Raw genomic sequence first — 20,687 nt, 5'->3', positions numbered from 1 at the left:
GCTTGTTGCGGATTGTGAATCAGGGCATCGATCAAGCCGCTGATGGCTGTCGCCAGATAGGTATTGATGCGTTCCGGTGCAATGTCGCTGACAGTCAGAGCCGTTAATTGGAAACCGTCCCCTAAGTCATCGACTGACAGGGTGATGGGGTAGTTAGTACGCTCTTCTGCGGCCAAAACACGTATACCGGTCCAGGAGGTATCAACCGCCTCCGTTTCTTCCCCTTCCGTTTCATTCGAAGCGCTGTGACGATAATTGAACAAGGTGCTGAACAGTGGCAGGGGTTGCTCTACGCCACTGCACCGTTGTGCCAGCACTAACGGGGCCTGCTCATGTTCCAGCAAAGTGGTCAGGTTGTGATAGGTCTCCTGCACGATTTCCTGTACCGTGCGCCCATCCAGAGAGAGACGCAGGGGTAACGTATTGATAAACATGCCCAGTATTTGATCGGCCCCCGCCCCGCCTTGCAAACGGCCCAGCAGCACGGAGCCAAACACCACATCATTGCGGCCGCTGGTGAGTGCCAGTACCTGTGCCCAGGCCACATGGAACAGGACACCCGGGCTGACACCGAAACGACGCGCCTGAGTGCGGATGGCTTTGGCCAGATCAGGCGCGATAGCGAGATGGGCTTTAGTGACAAGGTCGTTGCCAGTTTGTACATTAAGCAACCCAAATGGCGCGGTGGGTTCGTCAATGTCCGCTAATTGGGCGCGGAAATAGGCTTCATGCTCGGCGGTTGATGCATTCAGGGTTTGAGCAATAAAGTTGCGGTAGGGCAATACCGCAGGCAGCCTCTCCGTTTTTGCCTGCAAGATGAGCGCCATTTCTGTAAAAATCAGCTCCAGTGTCAGATGGTCACTGACCAGATGATGGAAGCGCAGCGCCAGCAACCATTCATCTTGTGCCGGATCATAGGCGATATCGGTGGCAAAGAGGGGAGCACGGTTCAGATTGATACGGTGCTGACGCGGATCAGTGTGAGCCAGTAACTGCGCCGGAATATCGTCTGTTATGGCAGGCGTGAATTCATGGACAGTCAGCGTTGCCTGACGCCAGACCACCTGCACCGGCTGTGTCAGTCCCTGCCAATAAATGGCGGTGCGCAGGATATCATGGCGGTTGATAACCTGTTGCAAGGCATTCAGGAAGCTATCGAGCCGATCACGGGTATCGAAAGCGAGTAAGCTTTGTTGCAGATAATTATCCCCCTGTGCCTGTAACAGATGATGGAACAGGATGCCTTCCTGCAACGGGGCCAGTGGATAGATATCCTGTACATTACCTGCCCCGCCGGGGATCTGCTCAGCCAGGGTATCAATCTCAGTCTGAGAGAGAGAAGCTAAAGGCAGCATATCGGGCGTGATAGCCGTACAACCTTCGGGGATACGGTTAGGGGGCACGACAAAGGTACAGACTTCACGTTGGATAGCCTGAGCCATATCAATGAGAACCGGCGCAACAAATACGCTGCGAACATCAAGTTGCCAACCCAGATTGCGCAGATCTTCGATCAGACTGACAATCAACAGTGAATGGCCGCCGAGTTCAAAGAAGTGATCATGGCGACTGACCTGCTTGAGTCTCAGGCGTTTTTGCCAAATCTGCGCCAGGGCGATTTCTGTCTCACCGACGGGGGCTTGATAGCTGCGCGTGGCAACCGCCGATAAATCGGGGGCAGGCAGAGCCTGACGGTCGAGTTTGCCGTTAGGGGTGAGCGGGAAAGTCTCTAAAGTGACAAAGGCGCTGGGCAGCATATAGTCAGCGAGGTGTTGGGCAAGTTGCTGGCGCAGTTCAGCCGGCACCGGTTCAATTCCCGCCAACGGCCGCAGATAGGCTACCAGCCGTTTCTGCCCCGGCTCATCTTCGCGGGCCAGCACTATCGCCTCCTGCACCCCGTCACATTGACTGAGTCGGGTCTCGATTTCCCCCAGTTCAATGCGGAAGCCCCGCAACTTGACCTGAAAATCATTGCGACCCAGGTAGTCGATATTACCATCGGGCAGCCAGCGGCCGAGGTCGCCGGTTTTATACAGGCGCGCATCGGGTTCTGACGAGAACGGATCGGGCAGGAAGCGCTCGGAGGTGAGTTCAGGGCGGTTCAGGTAACCACGGGCGACACCCACTCCGCCAATATAAATTTCCCCCGCCACACCAAGAGGAACGGGTTGACCTTGTGGATCCAGAATATAAATTTGCGTATTCGCAATAGGCCGGCCTATCGGTGGCACTCTTTCATCCCGGGTATCACAGGGGGTGAGCGTTGCACAAACAGTGGATTCCGTTGGCCCGTAAGCATTGATGATGATCCGTTGGTCTGTTGCCCAACGTTTGATCAACGACGATGAGCAGGCTTCACCGGCCAGCACCAGAATGGTCAGGTCGGGTAATTCAGCATCCGGTGTTAAGGCGCTGGCGGCAACGGGCGGTAGGGTTACATGAGTGATCGCCTGCGTTTTCAAGGTATTAATCAGAGCTTCGCCGGGTAATAGCGCTTCACGGGGGGCCAGGACAAGGCAGGCCCCTTGGCACAGCGTAGTGGCAATTTCAGAGATGCAGGCATCAAAGCTGAAAGAAGCAAATTGCAATAGGCGGGTGTTAGCTGTGATATGGAATGCTTCAATTTGTGCCTGAGTGAGATTATATAGGCCACGATGCTCAACCATCACGCCTTTGGGCTGACCCGTGGAACCAGAGGTGTAGATCACATAGGCCAGATGGTGTGACGTTAACCCCAGTGCATAAGCATCAGGATTATGTATTGCGCAGGTATCGAGGCCCACGGTGTCCAGCAGTACGGTAGGTTGGTCGCTGCTCAGTGTTTCAACTAACGATTCTTGGGTAAGTAATGCCACCGGGGCGGCATCATCCAGCATATAGGCCAGCCGTTCGGCCGGATAAGCCGGATCGAGCGGCACATAGGCGGCACCTGCTTTGAGGATAGCCAGTAATCCTACCACCAGTTCCAGACTGCGTTCGACACAGAGGGCGACCCGATCATCAGGCCGCACCCCCAGCGCAATCAGGTAATGGGCTACCTGATTAGCGCGGCGGTTTAATTCACCATAGCTCAGTGTCTGGTCTTCATAGACGACAGCAATGCTATCGGGATGCTGCGCGGCCTGTGCTTCAAACCGTTGGTGGATCAACGCGTCCTGCGGGAAATCGGCCTGAGTGGCATTGAAGTCCACCAGCAGTTGTTGCCGCTCTGAGGCGGGTAACATCGGCAAAGTGGCAATCCGCTGGGTTTCATCCGCCACCATAGCGGCCAGCACATTGTTGAAATAACCCGCTATTCGCTCAACGGTAGCGGTATCGAATAGAGCAGTGACATATTCCAGTTCACCGACCAAACCCGCCTCGGTTTCGGCCAATGACAAAGTTAAATCAAAGTGGGCGCCGGGATACGTTTGCTCAATAGGTGAACATTGAATATTGGGAAATGCCAGCGCCTGTGCGGGAGTATTATCTAAAGCCAGCATCACCTGAAAAATTGGGCTGTAACTGAGATTGCGTTCGGGCTGGAGCGCTTCTACCACCTGCTCAAAGGGTAAATCCTGATGGGCATAAGCGGCCAGTGCCCGCTCCCGAACCCGGGCCAGCAGATCGGCCACACTGAGATCATCATTGAAGGTGATGCGTAAAGCCAGCGTGTTAACAAAGAAACCGATTAACCCTTCCAGTTCATGATGCGGGCGGTTAGCCACCGGAGTACCGATAACGATATCCTCCTGCCCGCTAAGCCGGGCCAGTACGAGACTCCAGGCACTGAGCACCGTCATAAACAAGGTGGTGTGATGGCGCAGTCCCAGCTTTTTCAGTGAGTCCAATAAGCCGGCATCAATGTGCACCGGGACGCGGTTGCCAACAAAAGATTGTACTGCCGGGCGCGGCCGGTCGGTCGGGAGCGTCAGTAAGGCCGGTGCTCCGGTAAGCTGAGTGCACCAGAAATCACGTTGGGCCGTAAGCGCGGCCTCCTGCAACCAGTGACGCTGCCAGACGGCATAGTCGGCATACTGAATGGGCAGTGGCGGTAAAGGCGTATCTTGACCATCAAGGATGGCGCGATAAAAAACAGTGAGTTCATGTAGCATTACCCCCGTGGACCAGCCATCCGAGATAATATGGTGTAGTGTCAATAACAAGACATGCTCTTCGTCTGCCAGTTGCAGCAAGTGGCCGTGGAGCAGCGGGCCTTGAGTCAAGTCAAAAGGCGTTTGTGCTTCGAGTGCCATTAATTCCACAATACGGTGGCGATGTGTCTCAGATGGTAATGAGCGCAGATCCTGGTAAGACAGAGCAAAGCCAATATCAGCCGACTCAATGTGCTGGCAAGGTTGACCGGAAACCAGCACAAAGCGGGTACGCAGACTTTCATGGCGGGCAACCAGATGGTCAAGAGCGCGGATTAAGGCAGGGCGATGAAGCTGACCCGTCAGGCGCAATGCCACAGGGATATGATAGGCCAGGCTGGCCGCCGGATCGAGTTGAGCGAGGAACCATAAACGCTGTTGGGCAAAGGAGAGGGGCAACGGCTGGTTGCGGTCAGCCTCCGGGATCACTATCTGAGCTATTGTCGAAGCACCTGTGAGCGTCTGCGCCAGATGCATCAAAACCGGTTGGTCAAAGAGTTTCTGTAGTGACAAATCCCGTGCCAACTTTTGATGGACATGTGCGACGAGTTGGACAGCCAGCAGGGAATGGCCCCCGAGTTCAAAGAAATTATCGTGACGACCCACCTGTTCTAAGCCGAGCAAGTCTTGCCAAATCTGGGCTAAGGCGATTTCTATTTCGCCTACGGGAGCGGCATATTCCTGAACCACCACGGCCGATATATCTGGCGCAGGCAAGGCCCGCCGATCCAGCTTGCCGTTAGGCGTGAGCGGGAAGGCGTCCAGCGTGATAAAGGCGCTGGGCAACATATAGTCAGCGAGGTGCCGGGTCAGTTGCTGGCGCAGTTTGGCGGGCATCAATTCAACCCCTTCCTGTGGTAACAGGTAGGCGACCAGTCGTTTTTCCCCGGGTTCGTCTTCGCGGGCAATGACCACCGCCTCCCGTACACCGTCACACTGGGTCAGTCTTGCCTCAATTTCTCCCAACTCGATACGGAAACCGCGCAGCTTGACCTGAAAATCATTGCGGCCGAGGTAGTCGATATGGCCATCGGGCCGCCAGCGACCGAGGTCACCGGTTTTGTACAAACGGGCATTTGGCGTTGTTGAAAATGGATCGGGGATAAAACGTTCTGCCGTGAGTTCCGGGCGATTGAGGTAACCACGGGACACACCTGCACCACCAATATAAATCTCACCGCTCACCCCAAGGGGTACTGGCAGGCCCTGAGCATCCAGAATATAAATCTGGGTATTAGCGATCGGTTTTCCGATGGGAATAATGTTGTCAACGATACTCTCCTGATGATGAGTATCAAACGTGATGCAACCCACCACTGTTTCGGTCGGGCCATATTCGTTGATAATGCGTGATCCCGGTGACAGATCGTGCCAAAGTGCGACGACGGATTGAGAGAGTGCCTCCCCACCAACGATAAAACAATGGGCAGGACAAGTCCGTTTTTCCGCCAATAATCCCTTACCTATTGCAGCGAAATGAGTCGGGGTGATATTAACCAGCGTAGTAGGTGCCGTAGAGAGGGATAATAGTGCGGGCACCAACTCAGTCAGCGCCTGACCTTCATGGATAAGGTGCATTTTGCCGCCACAAAGCAGGGGCAAGTAAATACTGGAGACGGTGGCATCAAAAGCAAAAGATGATGACACGATGCTGTCTGTCTGGCTGGCTGTTACATAATGACTGAGTCCCCATTGTAAGTAATTTCTGAACCCGGCGTGTTCAACCATCACCCCTTTGGGTCGGCCGGTCGAGCCAGAGGTATAGATGACATACGCCAGATGATGAGAGGTCAGCCCCAGTGCTTGGACGTCAGGATTATTTTCCGCGTGATTGTCGAAAACAGGGGCATCAAGTAGCACGACAGGCAGGCGGGTGCCTGTCTTATCAATGAGTGACGTCTGGGTCAGTAATACCACTGGTGCCGCATCGTCCAGCATATAAGCCAGCCGTTCGGGTGGATAAGCCGGATCGAGTGGCACATAAGCCCCCCCCGCCTTGAGAGTACCCAATAATCCCACCACCATCTCCGGGCTACGTTCGACACAAATGGCGACCCGATCATCGGGTTGTACGCCCAGCGCCAGCAGATGGTGCGCCAGTTGATTGGCGCGGCGGTTTAATTCACCATAACTCAGTGTCTGGTCTTCATAGACGACAGCAATGCTAGCGGGATGCTGGGCAACCTGTGCCTCAAACAGTTGGTGGATCAATGCGTCCTGCGGGAAGTCGGCCTGAGTGGCATTGAAATCCACCAGCAGCTGTTGCCGCTCTGCCGCCGGTAAGACGGGGATAGCCCGGATCGCTTGTTGAGGGTGGTGAACCAGGGCATCGATCAAACCGCTGATGGCCGTCGCCAGATAGGCGTTGATGCGTTCGGGCGCAATGTCGGTGACGGTCAGGGTAGTGAGCAGGAAGTCATCCCCTAAATCGTCGACTGATAAGGAGATAGGATAGTTAGTGCGCTCCTCTGCGGTCAAAATACGGATGCCCGCCCAGGGGGTATCAAGCGCCCCGGTTTCCCCTATTTCCGTTCCATTCGACGCGCTGTGACGATAATTCAGCAAGCTACTGAACAGCGGCATGGGTTGCTCCACGCCACTGCATCGTTGTGCCAGCACTAACGGGGCTTGTTCATGCTCCAGTAACGTGGTCAGGTTGTGATAGGTCTCCTGCACGATATCTTGTACCGTGTGTCCGCTCAGGGAGATCCGCAGGGGTAGCGTGTTAATAAACATGCCCAGTATTTGATTAGCCCCCGCGCCACCTTGCAGACGTCCCGATAGCACAGAGCCAAAGATGACGTCATCGCGCCCGCTGGTGTGTGCCAGCACCTGTGCCCAGGCGACATGGAACAGAACACTCGGACTGACTCCTAAACGACGCGCCTGAGTGCGGATGGCTTTGGCCAGATTAGGGGCGACAGGGAGATGGGACTCAGTCACGCAGTCGTTGTCTGGGTGTACTTTGAGCACACCAAAGGGAACCGTGGGTTCATCAATATCCGCCAGCCGGCTACGGAAATAGGCTTCATGTTCTGCCACGGGGACACTTAATGTCTGGGCAATAAAGTTGCGATAAGGCAGTACCGCTGGCAGCCTCTCCGTTTTGCCTTGCAGGATCAGCGCGATTTCCGCCAGAATCAGCTCCAGTGTCATATGATCACTGACCAGATGATGGAAGCGCAGCGCCAGCAACCATTCATCTTGTGCCGGATCATAGGCGATATCGGTGGCAAAGAGGGGGGCCTGATTTAAATTGATACGATGCTGGCGTGGATCGGTATGATGCCTGAGTTGAGTGACAACGTCACCCGTTGGAGCCGGGTTGAAAATGTTTACCGTCAGCAGTGCCTGACGCCAGACCACTTGCACTGGTTGTGCCAGCGCCTGCCAGCAAATGGCGGTGCGCAGGATATCATGGCGGTTGATAACCTGTTGCAGTGCCGCTAAAAAGGCATCGAGGTGTTCACGGGTATCGAACGCGAGCAAGCTTTGCAGCAGATAATTATCCCCCTGTGCCTGTAACAGATGATGGAACAGGATACCTTCCTGTAATGGAGCGAGCGGATAGATATCCTGCACATTGGTGACGCCGCCCGGCACAGTGGTAGCGATGGCATCAATTTCAGTTTGGGACAGGGCAACCAAAGGCAGCATATCGGGCGTAATATTGGGGCAATCTTCGGGAATACGGTTGGGGGGCACGACAAAAGTGCTGCCCTCACGCCGTATTACCCGGGCCATATCAATGAGGACCGGCGCGACAAACACGCCGCGCACCTCGAGCTGCCAGCCCAGATTGCGCAGCTCTTCGATCAGACTGACAATCATCAGCGAATGACCGCCAAGCTCAAAGAAGTGGTCATGGCGGCTGACCTGTTTCAACTTCAGGAGTTTTTGCCAGATTTGAGCCAGGGCGATTTCTGTCTCACCGATGGGGGCTTCATAGCTGCGCGTGACTACTGCGGATAAATCAGGCGCAGGCAGAGCCTGACGGTTGAGTTTACCGTTAGGGGTGAGCGGGAAAGTGTCCAATGTCACAAAAGCGCTGGGTAACATATATTCGGCAAGGTGCAGGGCGAGTTGCTGGCGCAGTTCAGCCGGCACCAGCTCAACGCCCTCCCGTGACCGCAGATAGGCGACCAGCCGTTTCTGTCCCGGCTCATCTTCGCGTGCCAGTACCACAGCCTCACGTACCCCGTCACATTGGCTGAGTCGGGCTTCGATTTCTCCCAGCTCGATGCGGAATCCCCGCAACTTGACCTGAAAATCATTGCGGCCGAGGTATTCAATCGACCCATCGGATAGCCAGCGTCCCAAGTCGCCGGTCTTGTACAGGCGGGCCGTCGAGTCTGGGAAAAACGGATCGGTCAGGAAGCGATCGGCCGTCAGTTCAGGCCGGTTCAGGTAGCCGCGCGCGACCCCGTCACCGGCGATATAGATTTCTCCCGCCACACCGAGTGGTGCCGGTTGGCCGTGGGTATCGAGGATATAAATCCTCAGATCCGCCAAGGGCTGACCAATCAGACTGCCCCGCCCTGAGTGGATATCGGCTTCGGTGAGTTCACGATAGGTAGCATGAACGGTGATTTCGGTGATGCCGTACATATTGACCAGACGGGTTTGCGCCGTCGGGTTGCGCTCTACCCACGGCGCGAGGGTATGTAATTCCAGGGCTTCACCGCCAAAAATGATGCACCGCAGGGAATGCGCAGTCGCATCCTGGGCGGCAATCAGAGGGCGGAAAGCACTGGGGGTCTGGTTTAGGATCGTGACGTGTTCACGGCACAGGAGTGAATAAAACCGGTGCGGTGAACGGGCATTTTCTGCTGAGATAATGACCAGTCGGCCACCGTAAGCCAGCGCCCCCCACAATTCCCATACGGAGAAATCGAAAGCAAACGAGTGGAAGAGCGTCCAGACATCCTGGTCATCAAACTGGAAACGGGCTTGCGTGGCGGCTAACAGGCGGGTGACATTGGCGTGCTCGACCATCACCCCTTTCGGCTGGCCGGTCGAACCTGACGTGTAAATCACGTAGGCCAGATGACGGGATGTCAGGCCCCGCGCGTGTACATCGGGATTATCCGTCGGCCGGGCTGCCAGGCTCGGTTCCGGGCTATCCAGCAAGACCGCAGGTAAGGGGCTGTTCAGTTTGTCACATAATGGGGTTTGGGTCAGTAAAACCACCGGTTCGGCATCTTCCAGCATATAGGCCAGCCGTTCGGCAGGGTAGGCCGGATCGAGCGGCACATAGGCGGCTCCTGCCTTGAGGATAGCCAGTAAGCCCACCACCATCTCTGGACAGCGTTCAACACAAATGGCAATCCGATCATCGGGTTGGACGCCCAGCGCAATCAGATGATGAGCCAACTGGTTAGCGCGGTGGTTTAATTCACCATAGCTCAGTGCCTGGTCTTCATAGACGACCGCAAGGCTAGCGGGATGCCGGGCGGCCTGTGCCTCAAACAGTTGGTGGATCAACGCCTCTTGCGGGAAATCCACTTGAGTGGCATTAAAATCCACCAGCAGCTGTTGCCGCTCCGATGCCGTCAGCATGGGCAGAGCGGTAATCAGTTGGGTTTCATCGGCTACCATTGCAGTCAGCACATTCGTTAAATAACCGACCATACGCTCAATGGTTGTGGCGTCGAATAAATCCACGGTATAAGCCAGTTCACCGACCAGACCGGCTTCGGTTTCGGTCAGGGAGAAGGTTAAATCAAAGTGCGCACTATGGTGTTCCTGCTCAACGAGTGAGAGTTGCAGATCAGGTAACGCGGCCGTTTGGAGTGATAAGTGCTGTGGTGTGTTGTTTAAGGCCAGCATCACCTGGAAGATTGGGCTGTAACCCAGACTGCGTTCAGGCTGGAGGAGTTCCACCACCTGTTCAAAGGGCAGATCCTGATGGGCGTAGGCCGCGAAAGCGTGTTCCCGCACTTGGGCGAGCAGGTCAGCGACACGGGTGGTATCATCCAGCGTGATACGTAAAGCCAGCGTATTGACGAAGAACCCGATTAATCCTTCCAGTTCATGATGCGGGCGGTTAGCTACCGGTGTACCGATAACCATATCCTCCTGCCCGCTGAGTCGGGCGAGGACGATGCTCCAGGCACTGAGTATCGTCATAAATAAGGTAGCGTGATGGCGCTGTCCCAGTTCTTTAAGCGAAGCCAGTAAGGCTGCATCAATATGGACTGGGATCTGGCTGCCCGCATAAGTTTGTACTGCGGGACGGGGCCGGTCGGTGGGTAATGTCAGTAGGGCCGGTGCGCCGGCCAGCCGGTTGCGCCAGAAATCACGTTGTTCAGCAATAACGGCGTCTTGTAACCATGTTCGCTGCCAGACGGTATAGTCGGCATACTGAATGGGTAATGGCGCTAAAGGCGTCTCTTGCCCGTCAAGGATGGCGCGGTAAAGGGTACTGAGTTCATGCAGCAGTACACCGATGGACCAGCCATCCGAGATAATATGATGTTGGGTAAGCAGCAGGAGATGCTCATCATCGGTCAGTTGCAGCAGGTGACCTCGCAGTAACGGACCTTGGGCCAGGTCAAATGGCGTCTGCTCGTCAAGTGCTGTGACTTCGGTAATACGGTTGTTACGGGCGTCTGGCGTTAATGCCCGCAGATCCTGGTAAGACAGGGCAAAGCCGATATCGGCCGGATCGATATATTGACAAGGTTGGCCGGAAATCAGCACAAAACGGGTACGCAAGCTTTCATGGCGGGCGACCAGATGGTCAAGAGCGCGGGTCAGGGCCGGGCGATGAAGCTGACCGGTCAGGCGCAACGCCATCGGGATATGATAGGCCAGACTGGCCGCCGGATCGAGCTGAGCGAGGAACCATAAACGCTGTTGAGCAAAGGACAGGGGCAACGGCTGGTTGCGGTCAGCCACAGGGATGTCTACCAGAGAGGTGGTTGTCGTATCCGTCAGCGCGTGGGCCAGATCGCTCAAAAGCGGCTGGTCAAAAAGTTGCTGTAATGGCAACTCGCGGGCCAGTTGTTGACGAATGCGGGCCGCCAACTGGACAGCCAGCAGGGAATGGCCCCCGAGTTCGAAGAAGTTATCATGACGACCCACCTGTTCTAAGCCGAGCAGATCTTGCCAAATCTCGGCCAGCGTGATTTCGATTTCGCCTACGGGAGCGGCATATTTCTGAGCCACCACGGCCGATACATCTGGCGCAGGCAAAGCCCGACGATCCAGCTTGCCGTTAGGCGTGAGCGGGAAGGCGTCCAGCGTGACAAAGGCGCTGGGCAGCATATAGTCAGCGAGATGCTGAACAAGTTGGCGGCGCAGTTCTGCCGGCACCAGTTCAATCCCTTCCTGTGGCAGCAGGTAAGCGACCAGCCGTTTTTCGCCGGGTTCGTCTTCGCGGGCCAGCACCACCGCCTCACGTACGCCGTCACATTGGGTCAGTCTTGCCTCAATTTCGCCCAGTTCGATCCGGAAACCGCGCAACTTGACCTGAAAATCATTGCGCCCGAGGTAGTCGATATTGCCATCGGGCAGCCAGCGGCCGAGGTCGCCGGTTTTATACATCCGCGCATAGGGTTCTGATGAGAACGGATCGGGCAGGAAGCGTTCAGCGGTGAGTTCAGGCCGATTCAGGTAGCCACGGGCCACACCGTCACCGGCGATATGGATTTCACCGGCAACGCCGCAAGGAACGGGCTGCCCCTGTGCGTCCAGAATATAAATCCGGGTATTAGCGATTGGGTGGCCGATAGGGATTTTGCCGTCAACTTCCTGATCTGCCATGGCCGGGATTTCATAGGCGGTGGCAAACGTGGTGGTCTCCGTTGGCCCATACACATGCAGTAAATGTTTGGGAGGGGATTCGGTGCTGAGGCGAATGGCCGGACGAGTATCCGCCTGCTCGCCGCCAAAAAGAACATACCGTAAACCGGATAAGGAGGGCCCAATCAGGTTTGCATACTGGTTAAACAGGGCCGTGGTCAGGAAGAGGGCACTGACTCCTTCCGATGACAGGCACTGACCAAAAAGGGTGGGGTGTAACAGGGTCTTTTCCGGGATGAGCAGAATGCGCGCACCATGAACCAGGCCAGCCCACACTTCCCAGGTGGCGGCATCAAATGAGACATTGGCGCAATGGGCAATACAATCGTCAGGTCCCATATCGGCAAAGCCATTATTGATGATCAGGCTAACGACATTACGATGTTCAACCATCACCCCTTTGGGCTGGCCGGTCGAGCCAGAGGTATAGATGACATACGCCAGATGATGTGAGGTCAGCCCCAGTGCTTGGGCGTCAGGATTATTTTCCGCGTGATTGTCGAAAACAGGGGCATCAAGTAGCACGACAGGCAGGTGGGTGCCGGTCTTGTCAATGAGTGACGTCTGGGTCAGTAATACTACCGGTGCCGCATCGTCCAGCATATAAGCCAGCCGTTCGGGTGGATAAGCCGGGTCGAGTGGTACATAAGCAGCACCCGTCTTGAGAATACCCAATAATCCCACCACCATCTCCGGGCTGCGTTCAACACAAATGGCGACCCGGTCATCGGGTTGTACGCCCAGTGCCAGCAGATGGTGCGCCAGTTGATTGGCGCGGCGGTTTAATTCACCATAGCTCAGTGTCTGGTCTTCATAGACGACAGCAATGTTAGCGGGATGCTGGGCAACCTGTGCCTCAAACAGTTGGTGGATCAACGCCTCTTGCGGGAAATCGGCCTGAGTAGCATTGAAATCCACCAGCAGTTGTTGCCGCTCTGCCGCCGGTAAGACGGGAATAGCCCGGATCGTTTGTTGCGGATTGTGAATCAGGGCATCGATCAAACCGCTGATGGCCGTCGTCAGATAGGTATTGATGCGTTCGGGCGCAATGTCGGTGACAGTCAGGGCCGTCAACTGGAAATCGTCCCCAAAGTCATCCACAGACAGGGTAATGGGATAATTGGTCTGTTCCTCAGCCGCAACCAGGCGCATTTCTGTCCATATGGTATCAATGGACTTATCCTTTTCAGCCTGACTATGGCGATAATTGAGCAGGGTACTGAACAGTGGTAGCGGTGGGGTCACGCGACTACTCCGTTGTGCCAGTGCCAATGGGGCTTGCTCATGCTCCAGCAAGGTACTTAAATTGTGATAGGTCTCCTGCACGATTTCCTGTACCGTGCGCCCATCCAGAGAAAGACGCAGGGGGAGCGTATTGATAAACATCCCCAATATGCGATCAGCCCCTGCACCACCTTGCAAACGGCCCAGTAGCACAGAGCCAAACACCACATCATCGCGGCCGCTGGTTCGGGCCAGTACCTGTGCCCAGGCCACATGGAACAGGACACTTGGGCTGACACCGAAACGGCGCGCCTGAGTACGGATTGCCTGTGCCAACGTGGGGTCAAGCAGAAGGCTATTTTCGTGGATAGCACTATTATCGCTATCGCCGGGGACGCTGAGTATCCCAAAGGGGGCGGTGGGTTCATCAATATCCGCCAGTCGGCTACGGAAATAGGCTTCATGCTCTGCCACGGGCACACTTAATGTCTGGGCAATAAAGTTGCGGTAGGGCAGCATGGGGGGCAATGTTTTGGCATTGCCCTGTCGTATCTGGGCAATCTCGGCGAAAATCAGATCTGAGGTCATATGGTCATTGACCAGATGATGGAAGCGCAGCACCAGCAACCACTCATTTTGGGCGGGATCATGGGCGATATCAGCGACAAAGAGGGGCGCCCGGTTCAAATTAATACGATGCTGACCCGGATCAGTGTGAGCCAGTAACTGCGCCGGAATATCGTCCGTCTGGGCAGGGGTGAATTCACAGACAGTCAGCGATGCCTGACGCCAGACCACCTGCACCGGTTGCTCCAGTCCTTGCCAATAAACCGCTGTACGCAGGATGTCATGACGATCAATAACTTGCTGTAAAGCTGCCAGAAAGGCATCAAGATGTTCACGGGTGTCACAGGCAAATACGATCCGTGATAAATAGGCATCACCTTGTGTCTGTAACAGATGATGGAACAGGATACCTTCCTGCAACGGGGCCAGTGGATAGATATCCTGTACATTACTTGCCCCGCCGGAAACGGTATCAATGATGGCATCAATTTCGGATTGGGACAGCGAAACCAGTGGCAGCATATCGGGGGTAATGGCCGCACAGTTCTCAGGAATAAGGTTGGGAGGCACTATAAAGGTATGGGTATCACGTTGGATAGCCTGGGCCATATCGGTCAGAATGGGGGCGGCGAATACACTGCGGGCATGGAGTTGCCAGCCCAGATTGCGCAACTCTTCGATCAGGCTGATAATCATCAGCGAATGACCACCGAGTTCGAAGAAATGGTCATGGCGACTGACTTGTCTCAGGCTCAATAATTTTTGCCAAATCTGCGCCAGCACGGTTTCTGTCTCACCGATGGGGGCTTCATAGTTGCGGGCCACGACCGCCGATAAATCGGGGGTCGGCAGGGCCTGACGGTCGAGTTTTCCGTTTGGCGTGAGAGGGAAGGCGTCCAGCGTGACAAAGGCACTGGGCAACATATACTCAGCGAGGTGCTGGGCCAGTTGCTGGCGCAGTTTGGCGGGCACCAATTCTCCCCCTTCCCGTGGTAACAGGTAGGCGACCAGCCGTTTTTCGCCGGGTACATCTTCGCGGGCAATGACCACCGCCTCACGTACCCCATCACATTGGCTGAGACGGGCTTCGATTTCCCCCAGTTCAATGCGGAAGCCACGCAATTTGACCTGAAAGTCATTGCGGCCAAGATAGTCGATATTGCCATCGGGCAGCCAGCGACCGAGGTCGCCGGTTTTGTACATCCGCGCATCGGGTTCTGAAGAGAACGGATCAGGCAGGAAACGCTCGGCGGTCAGTTCAGGCCGATTCAGGTAACCGCGAGCCACACCCGTCCCGGCAATATAAATTTCCCCCGTTACACCGCGAGGAACGAGCTGACCCTGTGCATCCAGAATATAAATCCGGGTATTGGCGATCGGGCGGCCGATCGGGGGCGGATTATCGGCTGAACTATCTTCTGCGGAGGAAGCACAGGAATAGCGTGTGGCACAGACCGTGATCTCCGTCGGCCCATAGGCATTGATCATCTGCCGGCCTTGCGCCCAGCGTCTGACCAGGGACGGTGGACACGCTTCGCCCGCCACCAGCAAGATTTGCAGGGTATCGGGCAGGGAATTCATGGCGGCCAACGCGGTGGGTGACAAGATAAGGTGGCTGATGGCCTGATCGGCTAAGTAGCCGGACAGTATGGCACCGGGCAACAGGCTGGCTCGTTGGGCGAGATAGAGACGCCCCCCCGTCATTAAGGCCATGCAATATTCCAGAATACTGGCATCGAAACTGTTGGAGGCGAATTGTAAGACACGACTGTCGGCGGTAAGTGCCAGGGCATGTTGCTGGGTGGTTATCAGGTTGCACAGGCCATGATGCTCGATCATTACTCCTTTGGGTTGACCGGTCGAACCGGACGTATAAATGACATAGGCCAGATGGCGGTGCGTCAATCCCAGGGCTTGAGGCGCTGGGTTATCAGCAGGCTGTGTCGCCAGAGACGGTTCGTGGTTATCCAGCAAGACCGTTGGCAAGGTGTCAAACTGAGCGAGCCACTCTGACCGGGCCAGTGCAGTTTGGGTCAGTAAAGCCACCGGAACGGCATCTTCCAGCATATAGGCCAGTCGTTCGGCCGGATAGGACGGATCAAGCGGGACATAAGCCCCGCCGGCTTTAAGGACAGCCAGTAAGCCGATCACCATCTCCAGACTGCGTTCGGCACAGAGGGCGACCCGATCATCCGGACGTACCCCCAGCGCAATCAGGTAATGGGCCAGCTGGTTAGCGCGGTGGTTTAATTCACCATAGCTCAGTGTCTGGTCTTCATAGACGACAGCAATGCTAGCGGGATGCCGGGCGGCCTGTGCCTCAAACAATTGGTGGGGCAGCACGTCTTGCGGGAAATCGGCCTGAGTGGCATTGAAGTCCACCAGCAGTTGTTGCTGTTCTGAGGCGGGCAGCATCGGCAAAGTGGCAATCCGCTGGGTTTCATCTGCTACCATGGCGGTCAGCACATTGTTGAAATAACCGGCTATCCGCTCAACGGTGGTGGTGTCGAATAAATCGGTGGCATATTCCAGCTCACCGACCAGACCGGTCTCGGTTTCACTCAGTGACAAGGTCAAATCAAAATGCGCACTGGTGTGCATTTGCTCAATGGGCGTGCATTGGACATCAGGAAATGCCAGTGTCTGGGCGGGGGTATTATCTAAAGCCAGCATCACCTGAAAAATTGGGCTGTAACTGAGATTGCGTTCGGGCTGGAGTGCTTCTACCACCTGTTCAAAGGGTAAATCTTGATGGGCATAAGCGGCCAGTGACCGCTCCCGAACCTGGGCTAACAAATCGGCCACACTGAGATCATCATTAAAGGTAATACGTAAAGCCAGTGTGTTAACAAAGAAACCGACTAACTCTTCCAGTTCATGATGCGGACGGTTAGCGACAGGGGTGCCGATAACGATATCATCCTGCCCGCTAAGTCGGGCCAGTACCAGACTCCAGGCACTGAGTACTGTCATAAACAAGGTGGTGTGATGGCACAATCCCAGTTTTTTCAGTGAGTCCAATAAATCGGCATCAATGTGCACAGGGACGCGGCTGCCAACAAAGGATTGTACTGCCGGGCGCGGTCGGTCAGCCGGGAGTGTCAGTAAGGCCGGTGCCCCGGTAAGCTGGGTGCACCAGAAATCACGTTGTGCCGTGAGCGCGGCCTTTTCCTCTTGCAGCCAGTGGCGCTGCCAGACGGCATAGTCGGCATACTGAATCGGCAGAGGCGGTAAAGGCACGTCTTGACCATCAAGGATGGCGCGGTAAAAAACACTGAGTTCATGCATCAGCACACCGACGGACCAGCCATCAGTAATAATATGATGCTGAGTGAGCAGCAAGACATGCTCTTCGTCTGTCAGTTGCAGTAAGTGAGCACGCAGCAGCGGACCTTGGGTAAAGTCAAAAGGCGTCTGCGCGTCAAGTGCCGTGACTTCGGTAATACGGTTGTTACGGGCGTCTGGCGTTAATGCACGCAGATCCTGGTAGGGCAGGGCAAAACGGATATCAGCCGAATCGATGTGCTGGCAAGGTTGGCCGGAAACCAGTACAAAGCGGGTACGCAAACTTTCATGACGGGCGACCAGATGGTCGAATGCACGGGTCAGAGCAGGGCGGTTAAGCTGTCCCGTCAGGCGCAATGCCACAGGAATATGATAAGCCAGGCTGGCCGCCGGGTCGAGTTGCCCCAGGAACCACAGTCTTTGTTGAGCAAAGGACAGGGGTAACGACTGGCTGCGGTCAGCGACCGGGATCACTATCTGAGCCATTGTGGAAGCACTGGTGAGCGTTTGGGCCAAATGCATCAAAACCGGTTGCTCAAAGAGTTGCTGTAATGGCAATTCCCGCGCTAATCGCTGGCGGACTCGTGCTACCAGTTGGGTAGCAAGCAGGGAATGCCCCCCGAGTTCGAAGAAATGATCGTGACGACCCACTTGTTCCAAACCTAACAACGCTTGCCAAATTTGGGCAAGGGTGATTTCTATTTCGCCCACGGGGGCGGCATAATCTCTCACTACCACGGCCGATAAATCGGGGGCAGGCAAGGCTTTGCTGTCTAGCTTGCCATTGGGGGTCAACGGGAAGGACTCCAGCGTGACAAACGCACTGGGCAACATATATTCAGCGAGATGTTGGGCAAGTTGCTGGCGCAGTGCAGCGGGCACCAATTCAACCCCTTTCTGTGGCAGCAGGTAAGCGACCAGCCGTTTCTGCCCGGGTTCATCTTCGCGGGCCAGCACCACCGCTTCGCGCACGCCGTGACATTGGCTGAGTCTGGCTTCGATTTCCCCCAGTTCAATGCGGAAGCCACGTAGTTTAACCTGAAAATCATTGCGCCCGAGGTAGTCGATATTGCCATCGGGCAGCCAGCGGCCGAGGTCGCCAGTCTTGTACATCCGCGCATTGGGGGTGGAAGAGAACGGGTCAGTGAGGAAACGTTCGGCAGTCAGTTCAGGGCGATTCAGGTAACCGCGAGCCACGCCGACACCCGCGATATAAATTTCTCCCGCCACACCGCGAGGAACAAGTTGACCGTGTGCATCCAGAATATAAATCCGGGTATTGGCGATCGGGCGGCCAATCGGGGGCGGATTATCCTCTGCGGAGGAGGTACAGGGATAGAGTGTGGCACAGACCGTGGTTTCTGTTGGTCCATAGGCATTGATCATTTGCCGGCCTGGTGACCAGCGTTTGACTAAGCTTGATGGACAGGTTTCTCCCCCCACCATCAAGATTTGCACGGTATCGGGCAGGGAATCCATCGCGGCTAACGCGGTCGGTGACAAGAGAACATGGCTGATGGCCTGATCGGCTAAGTAGCCGGACAGTATGGTCCCGGGCAATAGATCGGTCCGTTTGGCCAGATAGAGACGAGCGCCCGCCATTAAAGCCATGCTACATTCCCAAATACTGGCATCGAAGCTGTTGGAGACGAACTGTAAGACGCGGCTGTCGGCCGTGAGTGTCAGGGCATGTTGCTGGGTGGTTACCAGATTGCACAGGCTATGATGTTCGATCATTACCCCTTTCGGTTGCCCGGTCGAACCGGAAGTATAAATGACATAGGCCAGATGGCGGGATGTCAACCCTAAGGCTTGAGGCGCTGGGTTCTCAGCAGGTTGTGTTGCCAGAGACGGTTCTTGGTTATCCAGCAAGACCGTTGGCAAAGCGTTAAACTGAGCGAGCCACTCTGACCGGGCCAGAGCAGTTTGGGTCAGTAAAGCCACAGGGGCGGCATCTTCCAGCATATAGACCCGTCGTTCGGTGGGGTAAGTGGGATCAAGCGGCACATAAGCCCCGCCAGCTTTGAGGATAGCCAGAAAGCCGACTATCATCTCCAGACTGCGTTCGACACAGATAGCGACCCGATCATCCGGCCGCACGCCCAGCTCAATCAGGTAATGGGCCAGTTGGTTGGCACGGCGGTTAAGCTCGTCATAGCTCAGGGACTGCCCGGCAAACACGACGGCTGTTGCATTGGGTGTTTTTGCTATTTGTGCTTCGAACAATTGATGGATCAGGGTCTCTTGTGGGAAGTCCATCTGTGTGGCATTGAAATCCACCCGTAATTGTTGCTGCTCTGTGAGTGGTAATAGGGGTAAGCATCGGATCTGGGTTTCAGGAGACGTCAGGGCAGCATCTATCAACACCATGAGGCGGGACTGGAGTGCTGTCGCTTCAGCACGACTCAGGTAATTGGGTGAAAAATTAAACTCAAGAGTGACCGGTTTCTGTGCATCCTCACTGTCAGCAAAAGCATATTGATGGACAGCGATAACAAGAGGAAACGATGCACCACGTTGTATTTTGGCGTATTTGAGTGTGGCGTCGGGTATATCGGCGTTCACTTCTGTCCGCTCAAATGACAGCATGATATCGAATAACTGGGTGCGTCCGGTCTGTTGTTGGATTTGTGTGAGCCGATTGATTTCTGTGATGGGAAGACGCTGATGTTTGTAGCAACGCCGCAATTCTGTTGCAGTTTTGCTCATCACATCAAGGAAAGTATCATGGGGCGAAACGGTTATACCGACCGGAATCACCGATGAAAACATCCCCACCGTGCGTTTTTGTTTGCTGTTTTTACGGTTATCTACGGGAATACCAATAACAATATCTTCATCTTCGGTACGGTTTGTCAGCGAGTAAGCAGTACGTGAAAAATAGCAAGCCAGCGCGGCATACATAAAATGCAGGACAGACAATCCATGTGCAGCAACAGTCTCTTCGATTCGCTGGAAGAGCGTTTTATCCAGTGACCAAATTAAAGGTTCGGTATGTTCGCTATCTGTTGTTTTCCCTGAATTTGATGGCTGAATTAAAGCAGGTGGTAAATTTTTATAGCGCTCTGACCAGAATTGCTGGTCTTGTCGATAGCGCTGCGAGTTTAAATAGGCATGATCTTCATTAATCAAGTCGAGATAAGAGGGGGCCGCTTTTGTCGATTTCTTTCCTTTGCTTAACCGAGTATATGTATTGGCTATCTCTTCGGAAATAAGTCTTAAAGTCGTCGTATCGCCAATAAGATGATGACAGCAAAACTGGCAGTACCAACGGTTATCACTTACTCGTAACAGTGCAAAACGCCATAGTTCATTGTACAAATCAAACGGACGCATGAAGGCAGTACGGATATAGTGTTCTGCTTGTTCTTCAGCGTCAGAATAACCTGAGAAATCGTGGATTGTTACGGATACAGGCAAGGCGTCGGTGAGCGCTTGCTGTGGTAATTCCTGAGTTTTAACGAGTCGTAAACGCAATGCATCATGACGATGAACAACGGTCTCAACAGCGCGAACTAACAGCGCATCATCCAACTTTCCCTCAACAAGGATCACGGAACCTAAGTTATAGCAGGTGCTATAAGGACGGAGGATCTGGTCGAGCCAGACGACTTGCTGGGGAGAGCTGAGTGGGAATTTAATATTATTGTTACTATTGCGTGGCATAGGCAT

The 20,687-nt window shown here is 54.9% G+C and carries 1 protein-coding gene (running past one end of the window); it reads right to left on the bottom strand.

The window, feature by feature from the left end; translation table 11 throughout:
- On the bottom strand, positions 1-20,687 hold the 5' portion of the coding sequence (locus tag ABLA76_RS02600) for a non-ribosomal peptide synthase/polyketide synthase (protein WP_348986749.1). It extends 1,957 nt beyond the left edge of the window; the window shows 20,687 of its 22,644 coding nt (coding positions 1-20,687); its start codon is at positions 20,685-20,687; the stop codon falls past the left edge of the window.

Origin of the sequence: Xenorhabdus sp. SGI240 (genome assembly GCF_040081915.1) — a bacterium.
Lineage (GTDB): Bacteria > Pseudomonadota > Gammaproteobacteria > Enterobacterales > Enterobacteriaceae > Xenorhabdus > Xenorhabdus bakwenae.
The sequence above is the reverse complement of the archived record's forward strand: the minus strand, read 5'-3'. Positions and strand labels throughout refer to the sequence as shown.